The organism is Luteolibacter sp. AS25 (genome assembly GCF_046736275.1).
Taxonomy (GTDB): domain Bacteria; phylum Verrucomicrobiota; class Verrucomicrobiia; order Verrucomicrobiales; family Akkermansiaceae; genus Luteolibacter.
On record NZ_CP151837.1, the window covers coordinates 535,919 to 562,370 of the forward strand.

Here is a 26,452-nt window from a genome sequence, read left to right on the forward strand (position 1 = left end):
AGCTAGGAAAAACCCGGGAGGTTGATGACGGATTCGTCATCGTCACCTGCCCTGCGTTTCCATTTTCCCGAGAGGTCGGGTCTTTGTTGGTCGAAGACCTTGAATACGTGCTCGGCGAAGCCAGCTCCTGCTTCTGTATACAGGTTGAAGGCGGTATCGAGACCCATCGCGCGGAGCTCCTTCACTTCATCGTGGAATTTTCCTGTGGCTACGACGACTCCCTGGAAATCGTGGCGTTTCAGGGTTTTGGCAGCATGAGTGTTTGAGCCTTGCTTCGGCATGGCGAGAACCACGAGGTCGATGTTGTCTTTCACACTGACCTTTTCCCAGAAATCCGAGTCCGTGGCATCAGCGACCATCACATTTCTCTCCGCTGAGCGATGGTGCTCCACGGAAACCGGATCCCGGTCAAAGCCGATGACGCGCCCGGGGTAACGCTCGTTCAGCCGCTGGTAGGCTACGGTGCCAACACGGCCCATTCCGAAGATCGCGATACGTTCGCCCTTGTTCTGTATCGGAAGATCATCCGGATGGCGGCCTCTGGTCTGGAATCTCTTTAGGAAATCCGAAATGGGGTCGTAGATTTCCTCCGAGCGGCGGGAAACCGGAGCCAGGATTAGAATACTGAGTGAGAGAGCGAGCGCCATGGCGACCAGCCAATCCGCACCGAGCCACCCTTTTGTAACCCCCAGTGCGATGACGATGAGTCCGAATTCGCTATAGGTGGATAGAGTGAGAGCGCTAAGCCAGGATGTCCGGGACCGGCGGCGGAAACGGGTAAGAAGTCCGAAGAATGCGATGCTCTTGATGGGTAACAGCAGGAGAAGGAGCAGCGCCCAAAGCACTCCTTGCATGGAGATCATGCCAGTCAGGCCGATCTGGAGGAAGAATCCGACGAGGAAAAGATCGGTAAGGCTGCCGAGTGATTTGCCTAGCTCCTTAGCCTTCGGGTGGGAGCCCACAAGAACGCCTACGAAAAGAGCTCCGAGATCTGCTTTCAGTCCTACACTGTCGAAACCTTTCGCGCCGACAAACAGCGCCAGGAACAGTCCGCAGAGAGTAATCATTTCCCCGTGGCCGGAGCGTGAAATGAGACTGCCGATATGTTTGCGACCGAAAACCAGTGCGGCGAGCAGCACGATTGCCCAGATGGAAGGGACTTTTCCGGAGGAAAATGTGAGGAAAAGAACCGCGAGGATATCCTGCATGATCAGCATGCCGATGGCGATGCGGCCATGCATGGATCCCATATCCCCACTGTCATCCAGGCTCTTTACCGCGAAAACGGTGCTGGAAAAGCTGAAGGCGAAGGCAAGAAGTAGAGCAGTCTGCCAGGTGAGATCGGTTGCCCCGCTGACTAATAGGGAAACTCCTACCAGGACCGGGGTAAAGACCAGGAGAGTGGTAAGCGTGTGGAGGGATGTGCCAGCCCAGATCTCCGGTCGAGCAAGGGTCCTGATACGTAATTTAACCCCGATACTGAAGAGCATGAGGGTAACGCCGAGATCCGCTATGATCGGAAGTGCGGCACCGGCTTTCTGGCCGAATGCCTGCAGAACAAATCCGGAGACAAGGAATCCGACAAGAGGGGGCAGGCGCAGCTGTTGCGCGAGTAGCCCGAAGGCAAAAGCTACTGCTAATAAAATGGCATCCATGTTTCCGTGGCAAAAGCTGAAGGCATGCCTTTTTTATAGCAATACCCGAGGACGGAAATTTATCAGGGAACGGTGAGGTGCCCGTGGAGAGCAGGAGGCGAAATATGCCGCTGGTCAGTTGGCCGAGATGCCCTGCCGGTATCCCGCTACAAATGAAGTGAAAACCATGGAGATTTCATCGCGTACGCGGCGGAAAGCTTCGATCTCTGTCTCATTGCGGCGGATGGATTTCGGTGGATCCTCGAAGCCCCAATGGTGGCGATTTACCTGACCTTGAAACTTTGGGCACGCATCGTCCGCGTTTCCACAGACTGTGATGACGGTGCTGATTTCGTCGTTGAGAAATAGCTTCAAGTGCTTGGAAGTATAGGAGGAAATATCGATTCCTATTTCCGAAAGCGCTTCCACTGCCAACGGGTGGACGTGCCCGGCGGGATCCGAGCCCGCGCTCTCGATTTTGAATAGATCTCCGGCGATTTTGCGGAGAATGCCCTCTGCCATCTGACTGCGGCACGAGTTGCCAGTGCAAAGGATCAGGACAATAGGTAAGCTCATATTTTCACGACCCTAGTCCTTTCTCGTAAGTTCTACAAATACGTCCTCAAGCGTGGCCTCGTGACGATACAGGGAGCGGAGTGGCCAAGCGTATTCCGCGCAGATGGCATTTAGAGACTGGCGGGTGTCTGTCCCCGAGTCCGACCAGAGGGTGTATTTCATCCAATTCTCTTCCAATGCCTCGTGCGTGACCTTTTTTACATGCGGAAGATTCGCGAAAATTGGTGTGATGACCTCGGGGTTTCCCTCGATTTCACAATGAACACGCCCGGCGGCCCTCATATCATCAATGAGTTTTTGCGGAGTGTCTGCAGCTTTGATTTCGCCGTTGTCGATGATGATCACACGGTTTGCGATCATCTCTACTTCCGAAAGGATGTGGGTGGAAATCAGAACCGTGTGGTTTAGGGCGAGGTGTTTGATGAGTTCACGAATTTGCCGGATTTGTATCGGATCGAGGCCGTTCGTAGGCTCGTCCAGAATCAGCAAATCAGGCTCGTGGACCAGAGCATCCGCAAGACCCACGCGTTGGCGGTAGCCCTTGGAAAGTGTCTTGATCATCTTTCGTTTTACTCCCTCAAGCCCGCAGGTATCGATGACGTGGGAAACACGGCCACGGGCTGCAGAGTTGGAAAGCCCTTTGATGCGGGCGCGGAAGGACAGGTATTCGCGGACGCGCATATCATCGTAGAGCGGCACGTTCTCCGGCATGTAGCCGATTCGTTTTCGGGCTTCGATGGATTGGCGGAAAATATCGAAATCGGCGATTCTGGCGGAGCCGGAAGAAGGTGGAAGAAACCCGGTGAGCATACGGATTGTGGTCGTCTTTCCGGCTCCATTGGGCCCCAAGAAGCCGATTATTTCCCCTTTTGCGACGGAAAATGAGATGTCTTTGACCGCTGTGTGACGACCGTATTTTTTACTGAGATGTTTGACTTCAATCATGCGTTAGCAATTCGGGTGATATTTTCAGACTGCAATGGTTGACGCAAGCCCGCCATACCTTTAACTAAGCCGCGTGCGAGACCAGCAAGAATCAAAAATGCCTCCGGCGTGGTCCGCAGAACCAAAAAGCTCATGAATTCATCGGTTTCAGCGCGACTCAATGCGGATTTGCTAGACGAGAAGTATGCACAATGGTGCGAAGATCCTAGCTCGGTGGAGCTTACTTGGTCGTCATTTTTTGAAGGATTCGAGCTCGGGGTTTCCCAGGCACCGGAAGAAGGAGACGCTCCCGCAAAGTCTGCCGCACCGGTTTCCTCTCCTGCGTCTTCGGTTCCTGCCGTCCATGAAGATCACGAATTCGAAGGGAAAGTGGTCGGTCTGGTTTACAACTACCGGACGCTCGGGCACACTCAGGCACAGATCAATCCGCTCGATGAAACCCCGGAAGTAAACCCTCGTCTGGCGCTTTCCGAATACAAGTTCACCGAGGCTGAAATGAGCCGCGAAGCCTCCAATCCATATTTCTTCGACGGTAGAAAGATGGTTCTTTCCGATATGGTAACTGCTCTCAAGGCGACCTACTCGGGGAAAATTGGTTTCGAATTCATGCACATTCACAATACCACGGTCCGCCATTGGGTGCGTGAGCGTATTGAGCAGCATGGTGCAAACGGTCCGGACTCGGATCCTGAATTGCAGATCAAATCACTGCGTTGGCTCCTTGAGTCCGAGACATTTGAAAATTTCCTCGCCAAAAAATTCCTCGGGGAGAAGCGATTCTCTCTTGAAGGTGGTGAGGGCACGATGGTTGTCCTGAATGCGATTCTGGAGAACTGCCCGAAAAACGATGTGCTGGAAATCGAGATGGGTATGGCCCACCGCGGCCGTCTCAATGTTCTGGCAAACTTCGTCAAAAAATCTCTCACAACCCTGCTCTACGAGTTCACTCCAAACTACGAGCCAGGTCTTGTTGCAGGCGATGGCGATGTGAAATATCACCTCGGCTATGAAAGCGTTCGTGAATTTCCAGACGGAAATGTTCGCGTCAACCTCGCCGCAAACCCGAGTCACCTTGAGGCGGTGAATCCAGTGGTGGAGGGCAAAGCCCGCGCCCGCCAGCGTGTTCTAGGAGACGACGGTGACAAGACGGACCGCAAGCGTGTCCTTCCAATTCTTATCCACGGTGATGCCGCCTTTGCCGGCCAAGGCTCCGTTGCGGAGGTTCTGAACCTTTCGCAGCTGCCGGGTTACCGCACTGGTGGCACAATCCATCTGATCATCAATAACCAGATCGGCTTTACCACAATGCCTGCCGATGCCCGCTCTTCCGCCTATGCGACGGATGTTGCGAAAATGATCGAAGCTCCGATTCTCCACGTGAATGGTGAGGAGCCTATGGAACTCTATTGGGCTGCCCAGTTCGCTCTCGAATTCCGCAAGCAGTTCGGCCGCGACGTGGTGATCGACATGTATTGCTACCGTCGCCAAGGACACAACGAAGCGGACCAAGCTGCATTCACACAGCCTCTCGTCGCCAAGGAAATCGCGGCCCGGACCACCTTCGGTCAACTTTACAAAAAGCAACTCGTTGAGAGTCAGGTCCTTACTCCGGAAGATGCGGATGCCCTGGAGCAGGCGATCTGGGATACGCTAGAAGAAGGCCACCAGAAAATGGTCAAGATGAGCGAGGCTGGAGACCGCACGGTATTCAGTGGCTCGACCGCCATCATCCAGCCGGAGTATAATCACGATCCCGTAAATACCGGTATTTCCAAAGAGCGCCTGCAGCATATCGGAAAAGTTCTCACTACAGTTCCCGATACGTTCACGCTCAACCCGACCCTCGCAAAACGCTTCATTCCACGCCGTGTCGATGCACTCGCAAAAGGTGGCCCGTTCGATTGGGCATTTGCGGAATCCCTCGCTTTCGGCGCTTTGATGCTCGAAGGCTCACCAGTGCGTTTATCCGGGCAGGACTGCCGCCGCGGAACATTCTCCCAGCGCCACGCTGTGTTTTACGATTACGAAACACGCGAGCGCTACATCCCGTTGCAAAACCTCGCCGAAGATCAGGCGAAATTCTGTGTTTATAACTCACTGCTCTCCGAATTTGCAGTTCTTGGTTTCGATTACGGCTACTCGCTTTCCTACCCGAGCATGCTCACAATGTGGGAAGCACAGTTTGGAGATTTCTCCAATGGAGCACAGGTAATCATCGATCAGTTCATTTCCTCCGCGGAATCGAAATGGCAGACACCGAGCGATCTGGTCATGCTTCTTCCCCACGGTTACGAGGGAATGGGACCGGAGCACTCCAGCGCCCGTCTCGAGCGTTTCCTCCAGCTATGTGCGGAGCAGAATATGATCGTCGGAAACTTCACTACACCGGCTCAATATTTCCACGCTCTACGTCGTCAAAAACATCGGGATTTCCGCAAGCCTCTGATCATCATGACTCCGAAAAGCCTGCTTGGTCGCCCGGAAGCTGTATCGAGCGAGGCAGATTTCCTCGAAGGGACATCTTTCCAGGAAATCATTCAGGATCCGATCGCGGTCGAAAATCCGGACAGTGTCAACCGCATCGTCTTCTGCTCCGGCAAGGTTTACTACGATCTCGTCGCTCACCGTAAGGAATACGGGATTGAAGGCGCAGCCATCGTCCGTGTTGAGCAGCTTTATCCGTTCCACGGTGATATGGTGAAGGAAATTATTGGTCGCTTCCCGAATGCGGATCGCTTCGTATGGTGTCAGGAAGAGCCTAAGAACATGGGTGCTTGGACATATATTTCGCCTCAATTCTTGAACACGCTCGGAGTATGGCCGATCTATGCCGGTCGTAAACCCGGCTCGAGTCCTGCTGCCGGTTCCAAGGCAATGCACTACCGTGAACAAAAGGCGCTTCTCGAGAAGGCGTTCGAAATCTAATTTTCTCTCAAACAAACTTCCAAAATGGCTATCGAAATCAAAGTGCCGGCTGCCGGCGAATCCATCACATCCGCAAACATTGCAAAATGGTATAAAGGCAATGGAGAAACAGTTAAGAAGGGCGATAAGCTCGTAAGTCTAGAGACTGACAAGGTCTCCAATGAACTCGAAGCCGAAGCTGATGGTGTGCTCACCATCACTGTAGGCGAAGGTGAAGAGGTAGGCATCGGTACCGTTATTGGATCGCTCGAAACAAATGGTGATGAGCCAGCACCAGCACCGAAGGTAGAAGCTCCCAAGAAGGAAGCGGAACCGGGCGCTGCAGTTGACATCGTGGTTCCTGCCGCGGGTGAATCGATCACCTCCGCAAACGTTGCCCAATGGCGTAAGAAAGATGGTGAATTCGTCGAAAAGGGAGAAATCCTTGTAACTCTGGAAACCGACAAGGTTTCCAATGAGCTTGAGTCACCTATTGCAGGTATCCTCAAGGTTCAGGTTCCAGAAGGCGAAGAGGTCAACATCGGCACCGTCATCGCGACCGTGCAACCCGGCTCGGCTTCAGCAGCTACCCCTGATGCGAAGCCCACTCCGGAGCCTGCTGAAAAGAAGGCTGCTCCAGCTCCGGCACCGAAGGAAACCGCTGCTACATCCCGCCCGAAACCACTCTCGGTTGTCTCCACACCTCCTGCCAAAGAAAGCGGGCCGTCGGAAGTGAAGGAAGGCCGCACTACACGACGCAAGATGTCCATGCTGCGCCGGAAGATTGCGACTCACCTGGTGAACGCCCAGCATACCGCGGCAATTCTCACTACCTTCAACGAGGTGGATATGACTGCTATCATGGGTCTGCGCAAGCAGGTGCAGGAAGATTTCGTGAAGAAACACGGTGTGAAGCTCGGCTTCATGTCCTTCTTCGTGAAAGCCGTCACCCAAGCGCTCAAAGACGTTCCATCCATCAATGGCCGGATCGAGGGCAACGAAGTTGTTGAAAACCACTTCTACGACATCGGCGTAGCCATCGGCACCGAAAAGGGGCTGATTGTTCCTGTTCTCCGCGATTGCGATCAAAAGTCCTTCGCTACGGTTGAGCAAGACATCCTGGACTATGCTGAAAAAGGTCGTTCGGGAAATATCTCGATGGAAGACCTCACGGGTGGTGTCTTCACCATTTCCAATGGTGGTGTATACGGCTCGCTGCTAAGCACTCCGATTTTGAACCCGCCACAAAGCGGTATCCTCGGGATGCACACAATTCAGCAGCGTCCGATTGCGGTGAATGGCAAAGTCGAGATCCGTCCAATGATGTATCTGGCGCTCAGCTACGATCACCGCCTGGTAGATGGTAAGGAAGCGGTAACGTTTCTTATTCGTATCAAGGATGCTCTCGAGAATCCTCATAGAATGCTCCTCGAGCTTTAATTCCCGAAGAGCTGGACGGGGGGTGGCGTGCAAGATCGCCGTATCCTTCTGAAGAATTCAGTTCTCTCCATTCTTTAATAGAAAATCCCAGGCGGAATATTTCCACCTGGGATTTTTTCTGGCCGGGAATTGGATTAGAATCTCCAGACAAGATCGATGGTCACGCGATCTTCGATAATCCCGTCTTCCTCATTGGTGAGGGGGATTTCATATGCTGCTCCGAGGTCGAGACCGGGTGTGAGGCGAGAACGGAAACCGAGGGCAGCTGTGACCAGATCGCGATTTGTTCCTGAATTTGCTGAGCCAAAATTCAAAAGATCGGAGCCTTCGAATTGTGCGACCACAGGCACCGCGCCACCTGCCTGGGAATTGAAGGCTGCGTTTCCATCGCCGGGAGTCAGAACGTGATGCCAGTTCAGCTCCACCAGCGGAATAAACCAACTTGTTACTTCAAAACTGGTATGTGCGCTTACAAATGAGCTCGTGCTTTGCTCTCCATCCACCGGCAAGCGCAATCCGGCGCCACCGGCTAGTTGTAGATCATCCCACATTTTGAGGGCGGAAACGATAAGGTTCACCGTGCCTTCACCTTCCCCTTGAAAGACGTCGTCGTTTCCTGTCGGAAATTCATAAGTGGCTGTACCGCTGAGCACGAACTCGCTGGCCGGATCAAAAATGAAGGCGTATTTCAATCCTGCTCCAATATTTGCAAAACCTTCCTGGGCAGACCAAAGTGCGGTTTCTTCCGGGTTAAAGTCCACGTAGCCATCTTTCGTTGCAACGATGGATAGGCGATCACCCAAGGCATACTCGAGTTGTAACGCATACACCTGGAAGTCACCTCCCATCGGGAGGCTTCCTGCTGTTGTATTTGCTCTGTCCGGCAAACGTTGAGTCATAAAAATCGGGTGAATATTGGTGGTGGGAAGAGCTAGATCGAACAGTGTGGGGTTACTGATCGGGCGCCTGGCTGTTGAGAACGCATCGCTTTCCGGTTTTTCCATAGGGGACATTTCAATAACGCTTCCTGCGGTTGAAGCGCAGGCACAGGAAATCCAAATCGCAGAAGCTGCGGACAATGTAGATTGGTTCATTATTTTATCGTGGTTGTTGGGAATCATCCCGTGATCCGCGGGTGATGGTTGGAGAATACGTAAAAACTCCCTGATTCGCTCTGCACCTGCCTCCCAAAACCTCGCATGGATTGCTGTTTTTCCTCGATACAGCACAGAAGTATATAGGACGGCTACTTTTTCATGGCTCCTGTTAGATTAGGGTCTTCTTTTTTCGGAGTTGATGCTCTGTAGTATGCGGAACAGACTTTGCGACAGCCTTTGAACAAATTTGCCCCATATTACCAGCACCTGAAGAAGGTGAAGTTTTCGTTTTCCTTTGGGGTTATAGCGGGACTCGTCTACGCAGCTGCTTCCGGAGCGGGATTACCGTTGATGACGAAGCTGGTTTTCCCGATTCTGTTTGATGAGAATTCCAAGGAGAACGCGTGGTATGTCTCATGGCTTACAGACTGGTTGGGAGATGTCTCCCGGAATGAGCTACTCATTTACACCTGTCTTTGGATTCCCTTGATTTTCCTATTAAGGGCAGTTGCTGGTTTTGCGAACTCCTACCTGATCCAATATTCGGGATTGCGGGTTGTGGAAGAGATTCAGACCGACCTTTTTGTGAAGCTTCAGGCGCTTCCACTTTCATTCTTCAAACGCAATAAGTCGGGTGATCTTCTCGCACGGTTGATGAACGATACCACGGTTCTGCGTCAGGTGATCGCGCAGGCTTCCAATGATCTGGTAAAGCAACCGGCGACACTTGTTTTCGCTCTGGGGACCGTTGCTTATCTGGCCTGGACAGACCGTAGCTTCTTCATTGCGTTAATTTCTCTGTTAACTGTTCCTGTATGTATAGGGCTTATCCGGGTGGCAGGAAAAAAACTGACATCACGTGCGCGAGCTCTGCAAAGGAAGGGTGGGGATCTCACTGCTTCATTGTCAGAGAGTCTCCAATCAGCGCTCGAAATTCGTGCATACAATCTCCAGGCGCAGCAAATCTCCCGGTTCAAGAAACGTATCGCCGAAATTTTGCGCCTGACGATGAAGGTGGTGAAATACCGTCAGATTATTTCGCCATCGATCGAGGTAGTCGCGGCTGCCGGTTTTGCTGCGGCTTTATATTCCGGTGTGAAGGCGGGGATGGAACTTGAGGGTTTCATGGTTCTGTTTACGGCACTTTTCATGTCTTACGAGCCCTTGAAAAAACTGGGGGCCATCCATTCTTTGTTCCAACAGGGCAAGGCATCGGTGGATAGGATTGAATTTATTCTCCATGCGGAAAACACGATTCCGAACCCGTCCAATCCAGTTCCATGTCCTGTGCCGCAAGTGGGTATCAGTTTTGAGAACGTGACGTTCGGGTATGAAGATCTTCCGGTTCTCAAAGATGTTTGTCTGAATATTCCGGCGGGTCAGGTGGTTGCCCTGGTGGGTGCTAGTGGTGCCGGTAAGTCGACTTTTGCGCAGCTGGTTCCACGTTTCTACGATCCGCAAAGCGGGGAGGTGAAGTTGGATGGTATTTCCGTAAAAGACTTCGATAAAAACGAATTGCGTAACCATATTGCTGTAGTTCCACAGACCCCTTCATTGTTTCAAGGAACGCTTGAGGAAAATATCCGGATCGGTAAGCCGGATGCGACTCGCGAAGAAATTGAAGCTGCTGCGAAAAGAGCTTACGCGCATGATTTCATTATCAGCAAAACAGATGGCTACGACACCGAGGTAGGTGAGCGGGGAGAGGCTCTATCAGGTGGGCAGCGCCAGCGAATTGCGATTGCACGAGCTTTCCTCAAGGATGCTCCGATTCTCATTCTGGATGAGGCGACCAGTGCGCTTGATACCGAAAGTGAAGAGAGAATCCAGGAGGCTCTCACGGAGCTGGTCAAGGGCCGGACTACGATCATTATCGCCCACCGTTTCAGCACGATCCGAATAGCTGACAGAATCCTTGTCTTCAATAAAGGCTGCATCGTAAGTGATGGCAGCCATGAGGAACTCCACGATCTGGACCCAACCTATAAGGCGATGATGGGTGGAGAGCTCAGGTAGGCTCTCCTTTCAACCAAGTCTATCGGAAGACTTCAGAAGATAGTTTTTCAGCAGCTGATATCAGCTGCCGGGTTTTTCAGAGAACTGCTTCTTCCCGCAGTGCTGCCATCGCTTCCTCAATCCTTGGGTTGATCTTGTGAGCGACAGTTTCCACAGCAACGCGGATCGCGTTTTTCACGGCAAGACCGGTGGAAGATCCGTGAGCGATGATTACTACGCCATTGACCCCGAGGAGCGGGCTGCCGCCGTAGGTTTCGTAGCTGCTCTTCGCTTTCAGTGCCTTGAAGGCGCCTTGGGCGAGCACTGCTCCCGCCATGCGAAGTGGTGTTTCCTTGATTTCGGTCTTCAGCCATTTGGAAACTGCCTTGGCGGTGGCTTCCACGCTCTTTAGAACGATGTTTCCGACAAAGCCGTCACAGAGGACGATGTCCAGCTGGGTTTCGAAAAGATCGTGGCCTTCGACGTTGCCGATAAAGTTGATGCCTGGCGTGGCTTCCAGAAGTTTGAAAGTGCCTTTGGTGAAAGTGGTGCCCTTTTCGTCTTCGCTGCCATTGGACATCAGGCCGATTTTCGGGTCTTTCACTCCAAGAACGTATTTCGCGTAGGCTGTGCCCATGATGGCGTAAGCTACGAGGTGCTCCGGTTTGGATTCCGGATTGGCACCCGCATCAAGAATGTTGCAGATACCATGCTCATTGGGGAGCGGGGAGGCTATGCCTGCGCGGTCCACACCCTTGAGTGTGCGGAGCTTGAGGGTGGCGGCTGCCACGGCTGCTCCGGTGTTTCCGGCGGAGACAAACGCGTCCGCCGTGCCTTCCTTCACCATATCCATCCCCATGCTGATGGAGGACTGCTTCTTCTTGCGGACGGATTTCGCACCAGGCTCGGCCATGCCGATTACTTCTGGTGCGTGAACGATGCTCACACGGGAATCATTTAGATTCAACCCCTGCTTTGCGCATTCGGTTTTCAGGATCTCTTCGTCACCGACAAGAAAGAGATGACCGAGTTTATCGAAGCTTTTGAGAGCATCGATAGCGCCGGTAATGTTGATCGCGGGAGCGTTATCGCCGCCCATGGCGTCCAATACGATTTTCATGGAGTCGGTATGAGGTTTTTAGTGGATTATCCGTATTTCAGTACGAAGAAAAAACCCTCGCCAGAATACCGGCGGGGGTTCGATAGATCCTTTCAGAAGAAAAGGTCTAGAAAGTTTCTACTTCGAGAACTTTACGTCCACGATATGTTCCGCACGAAGGGCAAGCAATGTGCGAAGGAACTGTTGCGCCACAATCGGAGCAAGAGCTAAAGTTCGGTGCTTTCCAGCGGTTCGCGCCGCGGCGCATTTTTGAGCGGCTTTTGGATTGACGGCGTTTTGGTACGGCCATGGTCGTTGTAGTAGTTAAGGTTGATCTTTGAGACCGGGAAGGTCGTTGAGAGCGGACCATCGGTCGTCGTTCTCGTTGCGGGGGGGAGGTGATAGATCATTATCGGCAGCTTTGTCCACTGCTAAATATCGCGAATCTATTTCACAAGGTTCCGGGTTGTCCCCTTCATCGCATCTCGGGTTCACGGGGAACTCCAAAAGGATCTCCTCGCGCAGTGCATCGGTGACGTCCATCTGGCTGGATTTGGTGATTTCCACGGCGATGGCAGCGGACTCCAGGTAGATGGTTTTAAGGAATGGCCTGAGGGTGACGACGCAGATAAACGTGAAGGGGGCGGAGACGGTGCCAGTGAGCAGAAGCTCGGATTCGAAGCGCTGTGCCCAGAGATCGTATTCAAGGGGGCCTGCGGATGTGGCGTCGTTTTCAGATAGGTCGAAAATGGAGCCATCGAGCTCTCCGGAGAAGGCCTGGCCTTCCTCGGGGAGGGTTGGTAGATCGATGATCAGGGAGCTGTTCATAATGGAAGTCTATGCTTCAAATTTCAAATCTCAAACTTGAAGCGGGTAATAGTTGAATGGAGCCGGGTTTATTCGGCCCGGGAGAGGCGGTTGAGTCCGCGCTGGAGGAGGACGCTGTCCACGTTATTGGAAATGGTGTCGTCCAGGTAGACCGTGAAATTTTCCTCGAGGAATTCGATGGAGTGGAGGTTGTTTGCATCCGGGGTGGCGAAGGCTTCGATGAGGGTTTTCATGCTATCGATTTTGATGCCGTTGACTTCTTTTACGATGAGGCTGCGCAGTGGCTCATAGCCGACGGTGGCCGGGGTGGGGATGGAGCCGCTGAGGAAGATCACTCGTTCGATTCCCTCTTCGTATTTCTCGGGGTTCTCATAGGCATCCAAGAGGTTCAGCGGGGCGCGGGCTGTCCATTCCTTGCCAAAGGCTTCGAGGACAGGGCGGGTGAGCTCCTGGAAGATGAGCCCGCCTTTGACCATGAAGTTAGGTGCGCGGTCGAATTGGTAGTCGGGGACGAGGTTATCCTCTGCTTCCTCACGGGTGAGGGTAGCGGTTACGTTCATTTCCTCGCCATCGCGGACGATCTTAAGGATAAGCTCTTCGCCGGTGGCTTTCTCTCCGCGCACGAGGTGGCCCCAGAAGACTGAGCCGTAGTGATCGTTCTGATAGTAGCCGAGACGGTCGATCGGGTGGCCGTCTGCTTCGAGGATGACATCGCCCTTTTTGATTCCTGCCTTATCCGCGGCGCCGCCGGTTTTGATGCTACTGACGTAGATTCCTCCTTGGTCGGAGGTGAGTTTCAAAAATTTCCGGAAAGATGGATCATCGGTCTGGGCGACGGCGACTCCGAGGGAAGGAAAGCCCTTGTAACTGCCTTCTGTGGCGTTTTCAAGAAACTGGGAGATGATGTCGATGGAGAGGACGTCGGAAATTTGCTCGCCGGAATCGTAGCTGAGGAGGATGCCCGCGAGTTTGTTATCCTTGATGACGGGAAGTGAAAAACTGCTGGCGGCGCTCTGCATCGAGGCCTTTACCAGATAGTTCAGGAAGCTTTGCTTCGGGACAAATCCGCCGCCCATGTTGACCGATTGGAGTGTGCCGAAGGTGAGAAGAGTGGTGCCATTATCCTCTACCTGGAAGATCTGCATGGCATCGCCGATGGAAGGAGGTGTTGCGAGCTCGAGTGCGGTGGTCTTCTCAAAGAAAGTTTCCAGATCTTCTTCGTGTTTCGCAGTGATGAGCGCGAGGTTCGCCTCATAATCGACAGCTATGATTTTTGCTTCGATGTTCTGTGATCCGTCCGGAAGCTCGAGCTCCAGATATGTTGCGTCCGCTACCATTTCACCGGTGGTGAGCACCTGGCCCGGGCCGACCACGGCGCCGAGTGAGCGCAGATTGGTCGGCTGGTTTTTCTCCCAAGGTTGTCCGGCGTTCCAGGACTGGCTGGTGGAGTTGATACGGACGACCGACTCAGTGAGTGGAGCGGGTGCCTCGATGGTGGCTTCCGGCGCGGGGATTTGCTGGATCTGCTGTGTTTCTTCCGCAGGTTTTTTGCAGGAGGCGAGCAGGAGGCCGAAGGAGAGGGCTATGAAAAATTTCATGTATTTGGATTAGCGGAGCGGGTGGGGCGATTATTTCAATTCAAGCACGTCCTGCATATCGTAGATGCCGGGTTCTTTTCCCTCCAGCCAAGTGGCTGCACGGACTGCGCCGGATGCGAAGGTCATGCGTGACGAAGCTTTGTGGGTGAGTTCGACGCGCTCGCCATCGGCTGCAAACATGACGGTGTGATCGCCTACAACATCTCCGCCGCGGAGGGTGTGCATGCCGATTTCTCCTTGGCGGCGCGGGCCGATATTACCGACACGACCATGGGCGATATCGTCTTTGTAGGAGGTTCCGGTTTCTTCGTTGAGAATATCAAGCAGGCGGCGGGCTGTGCCCGATGGGGCATCGATTTTATGGCGGTGATGCATTTCCGTGACTTCGATGTCGAAGGTCTCCTGCTTGAGGATACGGGCAGCGAGGCGGGTGAGGTAAAAGAGAGTGTTCACGCCCACGGAAAAATTGGGTGCGTGGACGATGGGGATTTCCTTCGAGGCGGCGGTGATGAGCTCCAGCTCTTCATCGGTATGACCGGTGGTGCCCATAACAATTGGCGTTTTCGTGCGGACGGCGGCTTCGAGTAGTGTTTTGGAAAACGTATGGACGGTGAAGTCGATGACGCAGCCGATGTTCTCGAGTGCTTTATTGAGGTCTTCGCCGGAATCGTGGGTTGCTCCGATGGTTGTTTCGGGATTTGCCTCGGTGGCTTCGGCTACGGCTTGGCCCATACGGCCGGATTTTCCTGTGATGAGAATGGAAAGCATGTCGGGCGGATGATGGATGCGGTTTCGGGAAATGGAAACGGGAATTTTTGAACTTCGGATTTGTAAGAGGCTCTGTGTGATATACGTATGGGTTTTATGCGTGCTGTCTTCGTTGCCTTCGCTGGATCTGTTTCTCTTTCAGTGGCTTACGAGGATGTGTCCGGATTTGATGGCGCGCGGGGTGTGCTGGAGAAAAATTGTGTGGAGTGCCACACGCCCGAGGAGGCGAAGGGTGGTTTGAATATGTCTACTGCTAATGATTTCCGTGAAACGGGAGATTCGGGTGGTGCATTGGTGGCTGGGAAAGCTGTGGAATCCGGAGTTTATAAGCGGGTGATACTGGCGGTGGATGACGACGAGCGGATGCCGCCGAAAAAGCATGGTGAGCCGCTTTCCGAGGTGGATATCGCGATTTTGAAAAAATGGATTGATACGGGGGCGGAATGGCCGGAGGGGGAAATTCTCACACCCACGGCGGAGACGGCTTTGCCGCGGTGGGATGCTCCCGTGGATCCTGAAATTATCTCGATCGAGGCTTTCCCGAAGGAGATCCGGTTGGAGACGAAGGGGGATTTTCACCGGGTGATTGTGATCGCGAGGATGAAGGATTCCTCAACCCATGATATAACCCATCTGGCAAAACTGAGCTTGGCGGATGAGAAATTTGCAGGCCTGCGGGGGAATCTGCTGGTTCCGCGGGAAGACGGTGAGACGAGTTTGAAAATTATTTACCGGGGGCTGGAGCAGAAGGTGCTCGTTCAGGTAAAGGATGCGAAGAAGGACAGGCCGATTTCGTTTCAACTGGATGTGATGCCGGTGATCACTGCCGCGGGGTGCAATACTGGATCCTGTCACGGAGCGGCGCGTGGACAGGACGGGTTTCATCTGACTTTATACGGTTTCGACCCGAAGGGGGACCATTTCCGGTTAACGGAGGAAATGATGGGACGGCGCATAAATCTGGCGATCCCGGAGGAGTCTCTGCTAGTGACGAAGGCTACCGGCGAGGTGCCGCATACCGGGGGGAAGCTTTTCAAGAAGGGGAGTCCGTTTCATACGACGCTGGTGAAGTGGATACGAGGGGGGGCGAAATTTGATGAAGGAGAGATCGCCCAACCGACCGGGATAGAGGTTTTACCTAAGCAGGTGGTAGTTGCCGGGAAAGAGGTGGAGGTTCCGTTTACTGTCTTGGCGAAATATTCGGACGGAACGGATCGGGATGTGACGACTCTTTCCACTTTCTCCACCTCAAACGAAAACTCAGTGGGAATAGGGGCGAATACAGGGCTGGCGGTCTCGGGAGAGCGGGGTGAGGCATTTCTGCTAGGTCGGTTCCATACGTTTACCGAAGGTTCGCAGGCAATCGTGGTGCCGGCGGATTCCGACTATGAAAAAGTGGAGAGAGAACCGTTTAACTATGTGGATGAGTTGGTTTCCGCAAAGCTGGATAAGCTCCAGATTATTCCATCCGGATTGGCCAGTGATGAGGTTTTCCTGAGGCGTGCATTTCTGGATGTGATCGGGCTACCTCCTACCTTGGAAGAGCGTGAGAAATTCATCGGCGATGGGAGACCGGATAAGCGTGCGAGGTTGATCGATGAGTTACTGGAGAGGCCGGAATTCACGGAGATGTGGGTGATGAAATGGGCCGAGCTGTTGCAGATACGCACGGTTAGGAACGGGCCGAATGAGGTTTCCTACAAGGCGGCGCTGAAATACTATGAATGGCTGCGGGAGCGGATTGATTCGAACATGCCATTCAATGAGCTGGTGGTGGAGCTGCTGAGCGCGAAGGGTGGAACTTTTGAAAATCCAGCGACAAATTTCTACCAGTTGGAGAATGATACGCTGAAGCTTACTGAAAATGTGGCGCAGGTATTCATGGGGACGCGGATTCAATGCGCCCAGTGCCACAATCATCCGTTCGATCGCTGGACGATGGATGATTATTATCAGTTTTCGGCATTTTTTGCGCAGGTGAAAAGGAAGCGTGCGGAGGATCCGCGGGAGAGGGTTATCTTCGATAATAACGGGGAGATGAAGCACCCGGTGACGAAGAAGGATATGATTCCCAAGTTTCTTGGCGGTGAGATCCCGGAAATCCAGAAAGACCAGACGCGGCGGGAAAGCGTGGCAAAGTGGTTGGCTTCGCCGGAGAATCCCTGGTTTGCGAAGAATGTGGTGAACATCATCTGGGATCAATATATGGGGGTGGGGATCGTGGATCCGGTGGATGATGTTCGAGTTTCCAATCCTCCCTCGAATCCGGAGCTACTGGAGGCTCTCGCAGGTAAATTTGTGGAGTATGATTATGATTTCCAGGCGATCATCCGGGATATCTGCAATTCGCGAACCTATCAGCTCTCCACTGAAACGAACGCAACAAATGAGAACGATGACCGGAATTTCTCCAAGGCGATGATACGCCGGGTGCGGGCGGAGGTTTTGCTCGATACCATCTCCCAAGTGACAGAAACGTCTGAGAAATACAAGGGGCTGCCGAAGGGCGCGCGGGCGGTTCAGATAGCGGATGGAAACACTTCGAACTATTTCCTGCGGACCTTCGGACGCGCGAGCCGGGCTACGGTTTGCTCGTGTGAAGTGAAAATGGAGCCGAATCTTTCGCAGGCGCTACATCTGATCAACGGTGATACCGTCCACCAGCGTATCAAGCAGGGGAAGGTGGTGCAGGCGATGCTTCAGGAAGGAGGAAGCACGGAGGAGATCATTGATACCCTATATCTCAAAGCGTTCAGCAGGAAACCGACCGATGGCGAGAAAGTAAAGCTGTTGGAGGTAGCCGGTGAGGTGACAGAGGCAAAAGCCAGGCGCGAGACGTTGGAAGATATCTTTTGGGCGCTGTTGAACTCGAAGGAATTTATTTTCAACCACTAGGCCTTTGCTAAGGGGAGAAGGATTACTTTTTCCCAAGTGCTGCGACGGAAGTATTTGGGCGAAGAATTTTCACGATTTCCATTCCGGAGCCATCAGCTAATAGCCTTTTCCGACTCACCAGCCCCACTCTTGCATCCATTGGGGGTGTCCAGTTCGGCTTGATTGTTTTCATTTCCTCTGGCGAGAAAAGGGAATGAAGATTCGCCTCTGCCCAGTTGCGTATTGCTTCAAGTTCGTAGGAGCCGACCCAGTGAAACACGGAATTCTGGAAAGTGACGATGAGGTCGCCGTCAGTTGTTCTTTCAGTTAGGAATCGAGCTTCGGGTTTGGCGTTATTCGCCAACATTTCACGGGCCGTGGTCAGAGGATCTTCACAGGGCTCCGGAATGAGCACACAGGTGCCATTGGAAAAAATTACAAAACCGCGATCGGCTGTAGTGTGATTTATACAAAAATTCACCAGCTTCTCCAGATTTGGATCAGGTAAATCCTTTCCCAGATATTGCTCGGGTTCGATGATCTGAATCTTTGTTTTGGAAGTGTTTGTTTCATGATTTTCCAAGTCATTTTCAGCTGGTGCCAGCAAGGCGATCACCAACCCGGAAAGTGCAAAGACGAATAAGCCAACCATTGTGAGAATGCGCGGCGCATTCGCTAAAGCTGTTAGAATCAGTGGTTTGCGCATAAGAAATTATTTAAGTTATGTTGACATTACGCAAGTATTATCATTTTTCTTAGTTTAGCTAAGCGATTGGCTCCCCCAGTGAACCCCCATCACACCCCCCCAGAAATGTACAAGAAATCCTGGATTTATCCGAGGTCCCTATGCGGTCTAGTGTCCCTAATATGTAGTATTTTCCTAGCCCAGGACTTACTGGCCGCACCCGTGCAGGTAGATAGCGAGCTGCTTTTTCTGGTGGATGTTTCCAGCAGTATTGATGACTCGAACTTCTCGACAATGATGACCGGCTACGGGAATGCCATGAAGAGTGGGGAAATTCTCGCTGCGATCGAGAGCGGAAATCTTGGGAAAATTGCGGTCTCTGTATTGTTTTTCTCAAGTAAAACAAAGCAATCGATAGGTGTGGAATGGATGGAGATTTCGGATTTTACATCTGCTCAGGCGTTTTCGAACCTCATCACATCTGTTGTCAGGCCCTTCACTGGAAGGACTGGTATAGGAAGCGCGATCGAATTCGCTACTCCGCTTTTCGGCACGGAAACCGGAGGAGCGGAGAATGGATTCGAGAGTGTTGTCCAAATCATAGATGTGGCAGGTGATGGGATCGATAATCACAGCGCTTCCCGTAGTCTCAACTACTCGGATAACGTCGCAGCGGCCCGCGATGCAGCACTTGCTTCCGGTGTGGAGATGGTCAACGGGCTAGCTCTCAACGATCCAAGCGGAGAGCTAGCGGAGTATTATTCATCCTATGTGATCGGTGGTTCCGCAGCAGGAACCCAATCATTTGTCGAATCTGCCGCTGGTTTCGAGGATTTCGAGGCGGCCTTGCTGAGGAAGCTTCTGAAGGAAATCAAGGCAGGGCAGGATGCATCGGTAATCGCGGCGATTCCCGAACCCTCCATGGGGCTACTCGCTCTACTAACCACTGTAATATTTTTGAAGCGGAGACGTTAAGCCTTCCTCGACGGCCATGAAATTCACCTTACACCTCGTTCTGCTTCAATTCACCTTCTCGTCGGTTTCCGCTTTGGCGGCGACCACGGTTGTGAATTTTCAAGTGACGCTGGGCCCGGAAGTCGCTCCGGGATACGGTTTGGTAGCTGGCAGCAGTTTCTCCGGGGCAGTGGCTTACGATAACAGCGTAGTCCCGATGAGTGGGACCACATCGATTACCAAGGCGGAGGATTCCACGATCACACTGAGCTTTGATTTCGCAGGTTTTACCTACCAGGAAACGGATGATACGGAATATCCCTTGTTTCCCCGGTTCCGTTTCGTCGATGGGAATTTGGCGGGGATCGCCTATGTGGCTTTGAACAAATCCGTCAGTGGAGAACCGGATGCGATCGTGGAGTTCACCTATGATACGAGCAGGTTCTATTATAGTTTTGATGATGAGGATCCTTTTGAAGGGACGGTGACCTGGCCAACCGCCGGCGTTGTTCCCGAGCCGCGAACATTGGCTTTGTGCGCCATGTCCTCCCTGCTTTTTGTGAGAAACCGTAAACGTTAGAAAATGATGACTTCCACCGCAGAACCAATGGAGACGGAACCTGTTGAAGGCGCCGACGACCAACTCTTTTTTTGGGAAACCGCACGGCCGCCGCGTAGGAAAGCAAAGAAGAAGCGTAAAAATTCCACGCATTCGATGGAGAAGATCCTATCCGGTATAGATCCTTCCATTTCCCGGAAGGTGGGGAGCGAGATCCTGAACGAAGAATTCCAACCTGCGACATGGGCAGTGGCAATTGCCCTCGGGTCCGGGAATAGAGATCTAGCCGTTGCCCATTACGCCCGTCTCAGGCTGGAAGATCTGAAGCGGTATTCATCGTATTCCAAAAGCAAGGAGGATGGGCTGGAGGCCCGCCGTCGTCTGAATTTCCGCAAGGCGAAGACTCCTCCGCCCAGACCATATTCGGGAAATCTGAAGCCAGTGGCGCGGGTGAATCAGAGGAACATTCGTTTATCCCCAGTATGGTTGGGAGGATTGTGGCTGGGAGTTGCAGGAATGTTCAGCTCCGCGAGCAGCTATTATACGAAGGCGTTCCAGAGCTCGCTGCTGGATGTGAGCTTCGCGCAAAGTATCTGCATTGGTGCAGGAATAGTATGCATGGTGGTGGCTCTGCATGTGGGATTTCACAAGAGCCGTCTTGGGCTCAAATATCTGATTCCCGTAGGGGCATGGTCTTCTGCCTGCGCTTCGCTCTTTTTTGGCATTCTCCTTCTGGGCACACCTTCGAAACTAGCTCCACCTGCTGCAAAGACCGCTGATGCGGGCGATGTCTTCCTGAAAACGGAAATCCCGTCAGAGCAGCCGAAATTTGCTCTTGCTGACTGATCCGACAATTACTTTGCCAGAGCCCGGAGGCGCTGGAGGAGTGGTGGGTGGGAGTAATCGAGTATGATCCGCAATTTGTGTGGAGCAGGATGTGAAAGGTGGTCGCTGGAGAGTTTTTTCAGTGCCGTGCCGAGGGCTTCCGGGGTGCCGGTGGATTCCGAAGCGTAGGCGTCTGCCTCGAATTCGTGTTTCCGGGACCAGGCGTTGGCTAGGATGGAAAGGAGCTTGGAGGCTGGCTCCAGGAGAATGGTAAAGAAGACCAAACCGGTGTGGGGTGTGACTTTTTCCATGAAGAAGGCTTGGTGGAGCATTTGCGCGAAGGCGCCGTCAGGATTGGTGGCCAGGCCGATGAGGAAGAAGATGAGTGCCATCTGGAGAATGCCGACGAACATGCGCTGTTTGATATGGCCGAGGCGGAAGTGCCCGATTTCGTGGGCGAGAATGGCGAGGATCTCCTGGTTGCTGGATTTCTCGACGAGAGTATCGAAGAGTGCGATTTTCTTATGTTTCCCGAATCCGGTGAAGTAGGCGTTGGCCTTGGTGGAGCGTTTCGATCCATCGATGACGAATACTCCCTGGAGTGGGAATCCGCATTTTTTACCGAGCGCTTCGATTTCGGTTTTGAGCTCTCCGTCTTCCATCGGGGTGAATTTGTTGAAGAGTGGAAGTATGAGAGAAGGGGCCAGGTAGGTGAGGAGGAGTTGGAAAACGGTGACGAATAGCCATGCCCAGAGCCATGCGTTCGGGATTTCATTGAAGATCCAGAGGATTCCGGCGAGGAGGGGTAGGCCGAGGACTGCGCCGAGGATCAGGCCTTTGATTCTATCAACGATGAAGGTAGATACCGTGGATTTGTTGAACCCGAATTTTTCCTCGATGACGAAGGTATCGTAATAGTCGAAAGGGAGTGAGATGAGGTTTTGCGCGGTGAAGAGAATGGCAAGGAAGATCATGCCGATGACGATCTCGTTTGAAGAGAAGGAGCGGGCGATATTTTCGACAAAAGGGAAGCCGTGGGAGAACCAGAAGACGAGGAGGACTGCGAGGGAGAAGGTGGACTGAATGAGTCCGAATTTAGCGCCGATGTTCAGATAGGAGCGGGCTCGATCGAGTTTTTCCTGATCCATGAGACCTTCGAGCTCGGCGGGAGGGGTGGAGGGGAATGTCTTGAGATTGAGAAGGGTGGCGATGAATTCGAGGTTCCAGAGAAGGAATAGCGAGATGACGATGAAGATGGCGAGGGTGTTCATGAAAAAGGGGGTGGAAAGCGGAGTTTTCGCGTTTCCGGAGGGGTGTTATTTCTGGAGGAGATTGAAGACAGGAGGGGCTGCTTCTTTCCATGCGAGCGCGTTTGCGACTTCGATGACCGCTTCCTCATCCTCGCGGCGGGGGAAGGTATGGCTATCGCGGAGGCGGCGTGAGTTTATCAGGATAGCTTTTAGCTCTGGAGCGATGCTGAGGTAGGAAATGATGACTGCAGAGGCGATGGCCAGAAGGAAAACCGGAAGGAGGTATATGATGGGGAGGCGGCCTACGATGACTGCCAGGAGGGCAACCATGAGTGCGAGTGGCGGCACGGCCATTCCGAAGCGGCGTGCGCCTTCTCGTGATGCAGAGGCTCTGGGGTCTCTGGTTTTCCAGTCCAGCAGAGAGGATTTCCTGAGGAGCGTGGCGTAGATCAAAGCATCGCCGTTGCTGGAAGGGGGGATATTCTGGGGGCCGAAGGTTTTCTCCCATTTGGCGAGATCACAGCGGCACTGGTGCCGGCCCTTTCCTGAAAGCAGCCTCATGCCGAACCACCAGCGCACGACAAAGGCGGCGATGATGGGGATGATTGCGAGGATTGTGAGTAGGCGGATCACGGGGTGGAGCTTCGAGGTGGGAGCTCGCTTTTTCCAGCGGATTCGTTGGGGTGCCTATCTGCGCTTTTTGCGCCCGCCACCGGTTTTCTTGCGACGGATCGGTTTTACGGGATCTGTATCGAGAAGGGCGGTGTAGATGTAGGGGAAGTTATCGAGTTTTTTGCGCTCGATTTTCTGGTCTACGAAAATTTCCACGGATGTGGCGAAGTCGAGCTCATCCGCGGTGAGAATGGTGAATGCATCACCTTCCGCTTCGGCACGGCCGGTTCGGCCGATGCGGTGCACGTAGTCTTCCGCGTTCTCAGGGACGCGGTAGTTGATGACGTGGGATACGCCGGAGACATCGATGCCGCGTGCGGCTACGTCTGTGGCTACCAGGATCTGGTATTCTCCGCTTTTGAAGCCTGCGAGGGCTTTCATGCGGTCCGTCTGGTTGATGTCCGAGTGCATGGCGGCGACCTTCGGCTGGCCGGAGCGTTTGATCATGCCGGTGACTTCATCCGCTTCACGACGGGTGCGGGTGAAGATCATGATGGAGTGGTAGTCGGTTTGCTCGAGCAGGCCGAGGAGGAGCTCATCGCGCTGATCGATTGAGACCGGGTAGAATGCGTGGGAGACGGTTGTGGCGACGGTGCGGCGGGCGATCTCGATGGAGATAGGATCCACGAGGCACCATTGTGCGAAGGTCTGGATGGCCGCTGGCATGGTGGCCGAGAAGAAGAGTGTCTGGCGGCCTTCCCATGGGCAGAGGTTTACGATTTTCCTGACCTGTGGGAGGAATCCCATATCGAGCATGCGGTCAACTTCATCGAGGATGAGGATTTTGATATGACCGAAGCGCATGGCTGCACGGTAGAAGCAATCGACGAGGCGGCCTGGTGTGGCTACGACGATATCAGCGTCAGCGAGGTCTTCCATTTGTTTGCCTAGACCGACTCCACCGTAGAGAAGTGCGACCTTCATGCCGGTGTGTTTGCCGTATTTTTCGAATTGCTCTGCGACCTGATGGGCTAGTTCGCGGGTTGGCTCGAGGACGAGGATTTGGGCTTTGCCCATTTTCTCGATTTTGGAAAGTGACGGGAGGGCGAAGGCTGCTGTTTTACCGGTGCCGGTCTGGGATGCGCCGATGACATCTTTACCTTCAAGGATCACAGGGATGGCCTGTGCTTGAATTGGTGTTGGTGTGTCGTAGCCAGATTCTGCGATTGCTTCGAGAACGGGGGCCGAGAGGCCTAGTGTGTCAAATCCCATGAGATGAGGGGTTTATGCGGCTACTTGCGCGGGGTCAAGGATGGAGAATGGCTGGAAAGCAGGCAAATGTGGGGTCAGGGAGGGGCGGGTGGAGTTGGTGAGGTTCAGTCGTGTCTGAAAAAATCTTTCGGTGCTCCGTATTGATCCGGCCACATGATGTAGAATGCATCGCTGTGGCCGAAGCTGAAGTCGACGAGGACCCAGCCTTTGGAGGTTTTGAGCCAGAGGGCGCAGGCATCTGGGTTTCCCCAGTCTTCTCCCATTTTTACGATTACCTTTGGTTTGTTGTTCAGATCGAGGGTGTTTCCGCTGAAAAAGGCCCAGTTCCGGCAGGTCTTGAGACTTCCCTGGAATTTTACTTTTCCGTCTGTTTGGGCGCGGAGTTGATCGAAGAGCTGTTTGCGCAGGTCCGAGCCGATCTTTAATTCCGTGGGTGTTTTGGTGGTTGGTGCCCACATGTCCTCTTGGGCGGAGGCTGCGACCGGAAGGAATACGAGGAGGAGGGAGAGAAGGAGGCGTTTCATTTTCGGGGGGAGTCTGGGGTAGGAAGAGCGGGTGGGGCGAGGGGGAATTTCCATGGGGATCGGTTTTATAAAAGGCTATGCGATTTGCTTTTCTGTTGCGGCATTTGATGTGCTAATGGGTTTTCAATTCATGAGTCCTTCACCTACAGCGGATCTATCCGCGTTTCTAATTACGTTGCGGCATTTGATCCGGGAGCCATCGGTGGTGGGGGCGGAGGATTCGTTTTTCCGGGTGCTGAGGAGAGAGCTGGAGGAGATGGATATTTCCGTGGAGCGGCATAGCGGGGTGTTGGTGGCGAAAGGGAAAGATCCTGAAAGTGTGGTGCTTTCCGCGCACGTGGATCGGCATGGGCTGGTGTGCACGGGGCCGAACGAGTTCCAATACGCGGCATTTATTGCGGGGAACAAGAGTGAGCTGACAGGGGATTCTGTTTCGGAGCAGATGGTGGCGATGATTGCGGACCGGTTCACGGGGCAAAGGGTGCAGGCGCATTTGCCGTATACGGGGACTTATGTAGGGCAGGGGACGATCCGGGCGGGTTACCTCTGCCAGAAGAGGCTGAACCTGATTTTTGAGCTAGATGGTCTGGAGTATCTGGAGCCTGGGACTCCGCTGGCTTTCCTGGATAGGCTGAAGCTGACGGATACGCACATTTCCGCGCAGTTGGACAATGTGCTGAGTGTGGCCTTGATCGTTTATTTATATTCGATCGGTTTCCAGGGGACGGCGTTGTTCACTGCCCAGGAGGAGGCGGGAAGAAGCTGGCGGTATGCGCTGGAGTGGCTGCGGCGTGAGTCGATCACGACGAGCAGGCTGCTGGTGCTGGATACCAGCCCGTATCCTACGAAGGAGGAGGCGGGGATGCAGGATGTGGTGTTGCGCAGAAAAGACGCGACGGCTTGGTTTGATCCGTTGTTCACCGAGGAAATTGTGGCGCGCTGTGATGTTCTGGGAATTTCCTATGGCTTCAAGGACGAGTGGATCGAGGAGAGAAACCTTCTAAGGGAGAAGCCTTCATCGCTGGGAAGGACCGAGCTCGGGCGTTTGGCGCTGGCGAGTGAGGGTCAGATCAACGGGACGACTTTGCAGATCCCGACGACCGGTTATCACACGGCGGAGGAAACGGCTTCCCTGAACTCGATCAAGGCTGCGATTGGTTTGCTTTCGACATTCATCCGCTGAATCAGGGTTTCTGGCAGGTTTTGCAGAAATAGGTGGAGCGCTGGGCCATGACCAGGTGTGAAATGGGTGTCTGGCAGATGCGGCAGGGCTGGTCTTTCCTGTCGTAGACGTAGAGGCGTTGCTTGAAATAGCCGGGTTCGCCATTTGAATTAAGGAAATCCCGGAGGGTGGTGCCTCCCTGGGTAATGGATTCCTGAAGGACCTCCTTGATAGCTGCGACGAGGCGTGCGGCTTTTGGCTTGGTGAGTTTACAAGCGGGTAGCGAAGGATGGATGCGGCTGCGGAAAAGGCTTTCCGATGCGTAGATGTTTCCTACGCCGACCACGGTTTTCGCATCCATGATGGCGGTTTTTATAGGGATGGTTTTGAACTGGAGGGCGGTGCGGAGGTGGAGGGGGGTGAAGGTTTCTTCCAATGGTTCCGGCCCGAGTTTCTTCAGGAGCTTATGGGTCTCTATTTCAGATACGGGGATCTGGAGGATGAGGCCGAAACGGCGTGGGTCGTGGTAGCGGAGCTGAAGTCCGTTGGAGAGGGAGATGGCGAAGTGGTCGTGTTTCTTCCAGTCTTCAGCCGGGCTGATGATGCGGAGGCTGCCGGACATTCCCAGGTGAATGAGCAAGGCCTGTCCGTTGCTGGTTTCCAGTATAAGGTATTTCGAGCGACGGTGAATGGAGGTGAAGGTCTCGCCGGTGAGCTCGGGGATGGTGGGGGTGATGGGCCAGCGTAGATCGTAACGGCGGATGATGATTTCAGAAATCGATTGCCCGATGAGATGTGGTGATATGCCGAGGCGGGTGGTTTCTACTTCGGGGAGTTCTGGCATAAGGTTT

23 protein-coding genes are annotated in these 26,452 nt (G+C 53.5%); 8 read left to right on the top strand and 15 right to left on the bottom strand.

Going from position 1 to position 26,452, the window contains the following annotated elements; translation table 11 throughout:
- Positions 1–2: 2 nt before the first annotated feature.
- The 3 genes from AAGA79_RS02550 to AAGA79_RS02560 all read right to left on the bottom strand — a co-directional run bounded on the left by AAGA79_RS02550 (position 3) and on the right by AAGA79_RS02560 (position 3,155).
- A complete protein-coding gene (locus AAGA79_RS02550) occupies positions 3–1,655 on the bottom strand; it encodes a cation:proton antiporter (protein ID WP_411827211.1) in 1,653 nt (550 codons plus the stop codon).
- A gap of 114 nt (positions 1,656–1,769) precedes the next feature.
- Positions 1,770–2,210 (bottom strand): arsenate reductase ArsC, encoded by a 441-nt coding sequence (locus AAGA79_RS02555; RefSeq protein ID WP_411827212.1) that lies wholly within the window; start codon positions 2,208–2,210, stop codon positions 1,770–1,772.
- A 12-nt stretch (positions 2,211–2,222) separates the two neighbouring features.
- Positions 2,223–3,155 carry an ABC transporter ATP-binding protein gene (locus tag AAGA79_RS02560; RefSeq protein WP_411827213.1) on the bottom strand — a complete coding sequence of 311 codons (933 nt, stop codon included), beginning with the start codon at positions 3,153–3,155 and terminating at the stop codon, positions 2,223–2,225.
- Between the two features lie 132 nt (positions 3,156–3,287).
- On the opposite strand from AAGA79_RS02560, the gene AAGA79_RS02565 reads away from it, so the two are divergent.
- A complete protein-coding gene (locus tag AAGA79_RS02565; protein ID WP_411827214.1) occupies positions 3,288–6,080 on the top strand; it encodes a 2-oxoglutarate dehydrogenase E1 component in 2,793 nt (930 codons plus the stop codon).
- A 24-nt stretch (positions 6,081–6,104) separates the two neighbouring features.
- Entirely contained in the window at positions 6,105–7,499 is a 1,395-nt protein-coding gene (gene sucB, locus AAGA79_RS02570) for a dihydrolipoyllysine-residue succinyltransferase (protein ID WP_411827215.1), read from the top strand.
- 134 nt (positions 7,500–7,633) lie between these two features.
- Here the strand turns inward: sucB and AAGA79_RS02575 are convergent, their stop codons facing one another.
- A complete protein-coding gene (locus AAGA79_RS02575; RefSeq protein ID WP_411827216.1) occupies positions 7,634–8,593 on the bottom strand; it encodes a hypothetical protein in 960 nt (319 codons plus the stop codon).
- A 240-nt stretch (positions 8,594–8,833) separates the two neighbouring features.
- Here AAGA79_RS02575 and AAGA79_RS02580 point away from each other — a divergent pair, with 240 nt between their 5' ends.
- A complete protein-coding gene (locus tag AAGA79_RS02580) occupies positions 8,834–10,612 on the top strand; it encodes an ABC transporter ATP-binding protein (protein WP_411827217.1) in 1,779 nt (592 codons plus the stop codon).
- Between the two features lie 76 nt (positions 10,613–10,688).
- On the opposite strand, the gene plsX is transcribed toward AAGA79_RS02580, so the two are convergent.
- The 5 genes from plsX to dapB form a co-directional block, all read right to left on the bottom strand.
- The gene (gene plsX / locus AAGA79_RS02585; protein ID WP_411827218.1) at positions 10,689–11,711 is read right to left on the bottom strand and encodes a phosphate acyltransferase PlsX; all 1,023 of its coding nucleotides are present in this window, start codon (positions 11,709–11,711) and stop codon (positions 10,689–10,691) included.
- 106 nt (positions 11,712–11,817) lie between these two features.
- On the bottom strand, positions 11,818–12,060 hold the full coding sequence (rpmF, locus tag AAGA79_RS02590) for a 50S ribosomal protein L32 (protein ID WP_411827219.1): 243 nt from the start codon (positions 12,058–12,060) through the stop codon (positions 11,818–11,820).
- Positions 12,015–12,518, bottom strand: coding sequence for a YceD family protein (locus AAGA79_RS02595; protein ID WP_411827220.1), 504 nt, complete (start codon positions 12,516–12,518; stop codon positions 12,015–12,017). The genes rpmF and AAGA79_RS02595 overlap by 46 nt, the downstream gene beginning before the upstream one ends.
- 68 nt (positions 12,519–12,586) lie before the next feature.
- Complete coding sequence (locus AAGA79_RS02600; RefSeq protein WP_411827221.1) at positions 12,587–14,116, bottom strand: PDZ domain-containing protein; 1,530 nt, start codon at positions 14,114–14,116, stop codon at positions 12,587–12,589.
- A gap of 30 nt (positions 14,117–14,146) precedes the next feature.
- Positions 14,147–14,884: a 4-hydroxy-tetrahydrodipicolinate reductase gene (gene dapB / locus AAGA79_RS02605; RefSeq protein ID WP_411827222.1), complete on the bottom strand. Its 738-nt coding sequence runs from the start codon at positions 14,882–14,884 to the stop codon at positions 14,147–14,149.
- A gap of 96 nt (positions 14,885–14,980) precedes the next feature.
- Between dapB and AAGA79_RS02610 the strand changes: the two genes are divergently transcribed.
- Positions 14,981–17,779: a PSD1 and planctomycete cytochrome C domain-containing protein gene (locus AAGA79_RS02610; protein ID WP_411827223.1), complete on the top strand. Its 2,799-nt coding sequence runs from the start codon at positions 14,981–14,983 to the stop codon at positions 17,777–17,779.
- 22 nt (positions 17,780–17,801) lie between these two features.
- Here the strand turns inward: AAGA79_RS02610 and AAGA79_RS02615 are convergent, their stop codons facing one another.
- Positions 17,802–18,464 (bottom strand): hypothetical protein, encoded by a 663-nt coding sequence (locus AAGA79_RS02615; protein ID WP_411827224.1) that lies wholly within the window; start codon positions 18,462–18,464, stop codon positions 17,802–17,804.
- Positions 18,465–18,614: 150 nt separating this feature from the next.
- On the opposite strand from AAGA79_RS02615, the gene AAGA79_RS02620 reads away from it, so the two are divergent.
- The 3 genes from AAGA79_RS02620 to AAGA79_RS02630 are packed head-to-tail and all read left to right on the top strand — an operon-like array spanning position 18,615 to position 20,802.
- The gene (locus tag AAGA79_RS02620) at positions 18,615–19,418 is read left to right on the top strand and encodes a DUF1194 domain-containing protein (RefSeq protein WP_411827225.1); all 804 of its coding nucleotides are present in this window, start codon (positions 18,615–18,617) and stop codon (positions 19,416–19,418) included.
- 16 nt (positions 19,419–19,434) lie between these two features.
- A complete protein-coding gene (locus AAGA79_RS02625) occupies positions 19,435–19,977 on the top strand; it encodes a hypothetical protein (RefSeq protein ID WP_411827226.1) in 543 nt (180 codons plus the stop codon).
- A gap of 3 nt (positions 19,978–19,980) precedes the next feature.
- Entirely contained in the window at positions 19,981–20,802 is an 822-nt protein-coding gene (locus tag AAGA79_RS02630; RefSeq protein ID WP_411827227.1) for a hypothetical protein, read from the top strand.
- Positions 20,803–20,810: 8 nt separating this feature from the next.
- Here the strand turns inward: AAGA79_RS02630 and AAGA79_RS02635 are convergent, their stop codons facing one another.
- From AAGA79_RS02635 to AAGA79_RS02650, 4 genes are all read right to left on the bottom strand, one after another.
- Positions 20,811–22,052 (bottom strand): M48 family metallopeptidase, encoded by a 1,242-nt coding sequence (locus tag AAGA79_RS02635; RefSeq protein ID WP_411827228.1) that lies wholly within the window; start codon positions 22,050–22,052, stop codon positions 20,811–20,813.
- Positions 22,053–22,097: 45 nt separating this feature from the next.
- A complete protein-coding gene (locus AAGA79_RS02640; RefSeq protein ID WP_411827229.1) occupies positions 22,098–22,664 on the bottom strand; it encodes a hypothetical protein in 567 nt (188 codons plus the stop codon).
- A 54-nt stretch (positions 22,665–22,718) separates the two neighbouring features.
- The gene (locus tag AAGA79_RS02645) at positions 22,719–23,915 is read right to left on the bottom strand and encodes a DEAD/DEAH box helicase (RefSeq protein ID WP_411827230.1); all 1,197 of its coding nucleotides are present in this window, start codon (positions 23,913–23,915) and stop codon (positions 22,719–22,721) included.
- 104 nt (positions 23,916–24,019) lie between these two features.
- Positions 24,020–24,439 carry a hypothetical protein gene (locus AAGA79_RS02650; protein ID WP_411827231.1) on the bottom strand — a complete coding sequence of 140 codons (420 nt, stop codon included), beginning with the start codon at positions 24,437–24,439 and terminating at the stop codon, positions 24,020–24,022.
- Positions 24,440–24,569: 130 nt separating this feature from the next.
- On the opposite strand from AAGA79_RS02650, the gene AAGA79_RS02655 reads away from it, so the two are divergent.
- Positions 24,570–25,622, top strand: coding sequence for a peptidase M42 (locus AAGA79_RS02655; RefSeq protein WP_411827232.1), 1,053 nt, complete (start codon positions 24,570–24,572; stop codon positions 25,620–25,622).
- A 1-nt stretch (position 25,623) separates the two neighbouring features.
- Here AAGA79_RS02655 and mutM read toward each other — a convergent pair whose 3' ends face one another.
- Positions 25,624–26,445, bottom strand: coding sequence for a bifunctional DNA-formamidopyrimidine glycosylase/DNA-(apurinic or apyrimidinic site) lyase (gene mutM / locus AAGA79_RS02660; RefSeq protein WP_411827233.1), 822 nt, complete (start codon positions 26,443–26,445; stop codon positions 25,624–25,626).
- Between the last annotated feature and the right edge of the window lie 7 nt (positions 26,446–26,452).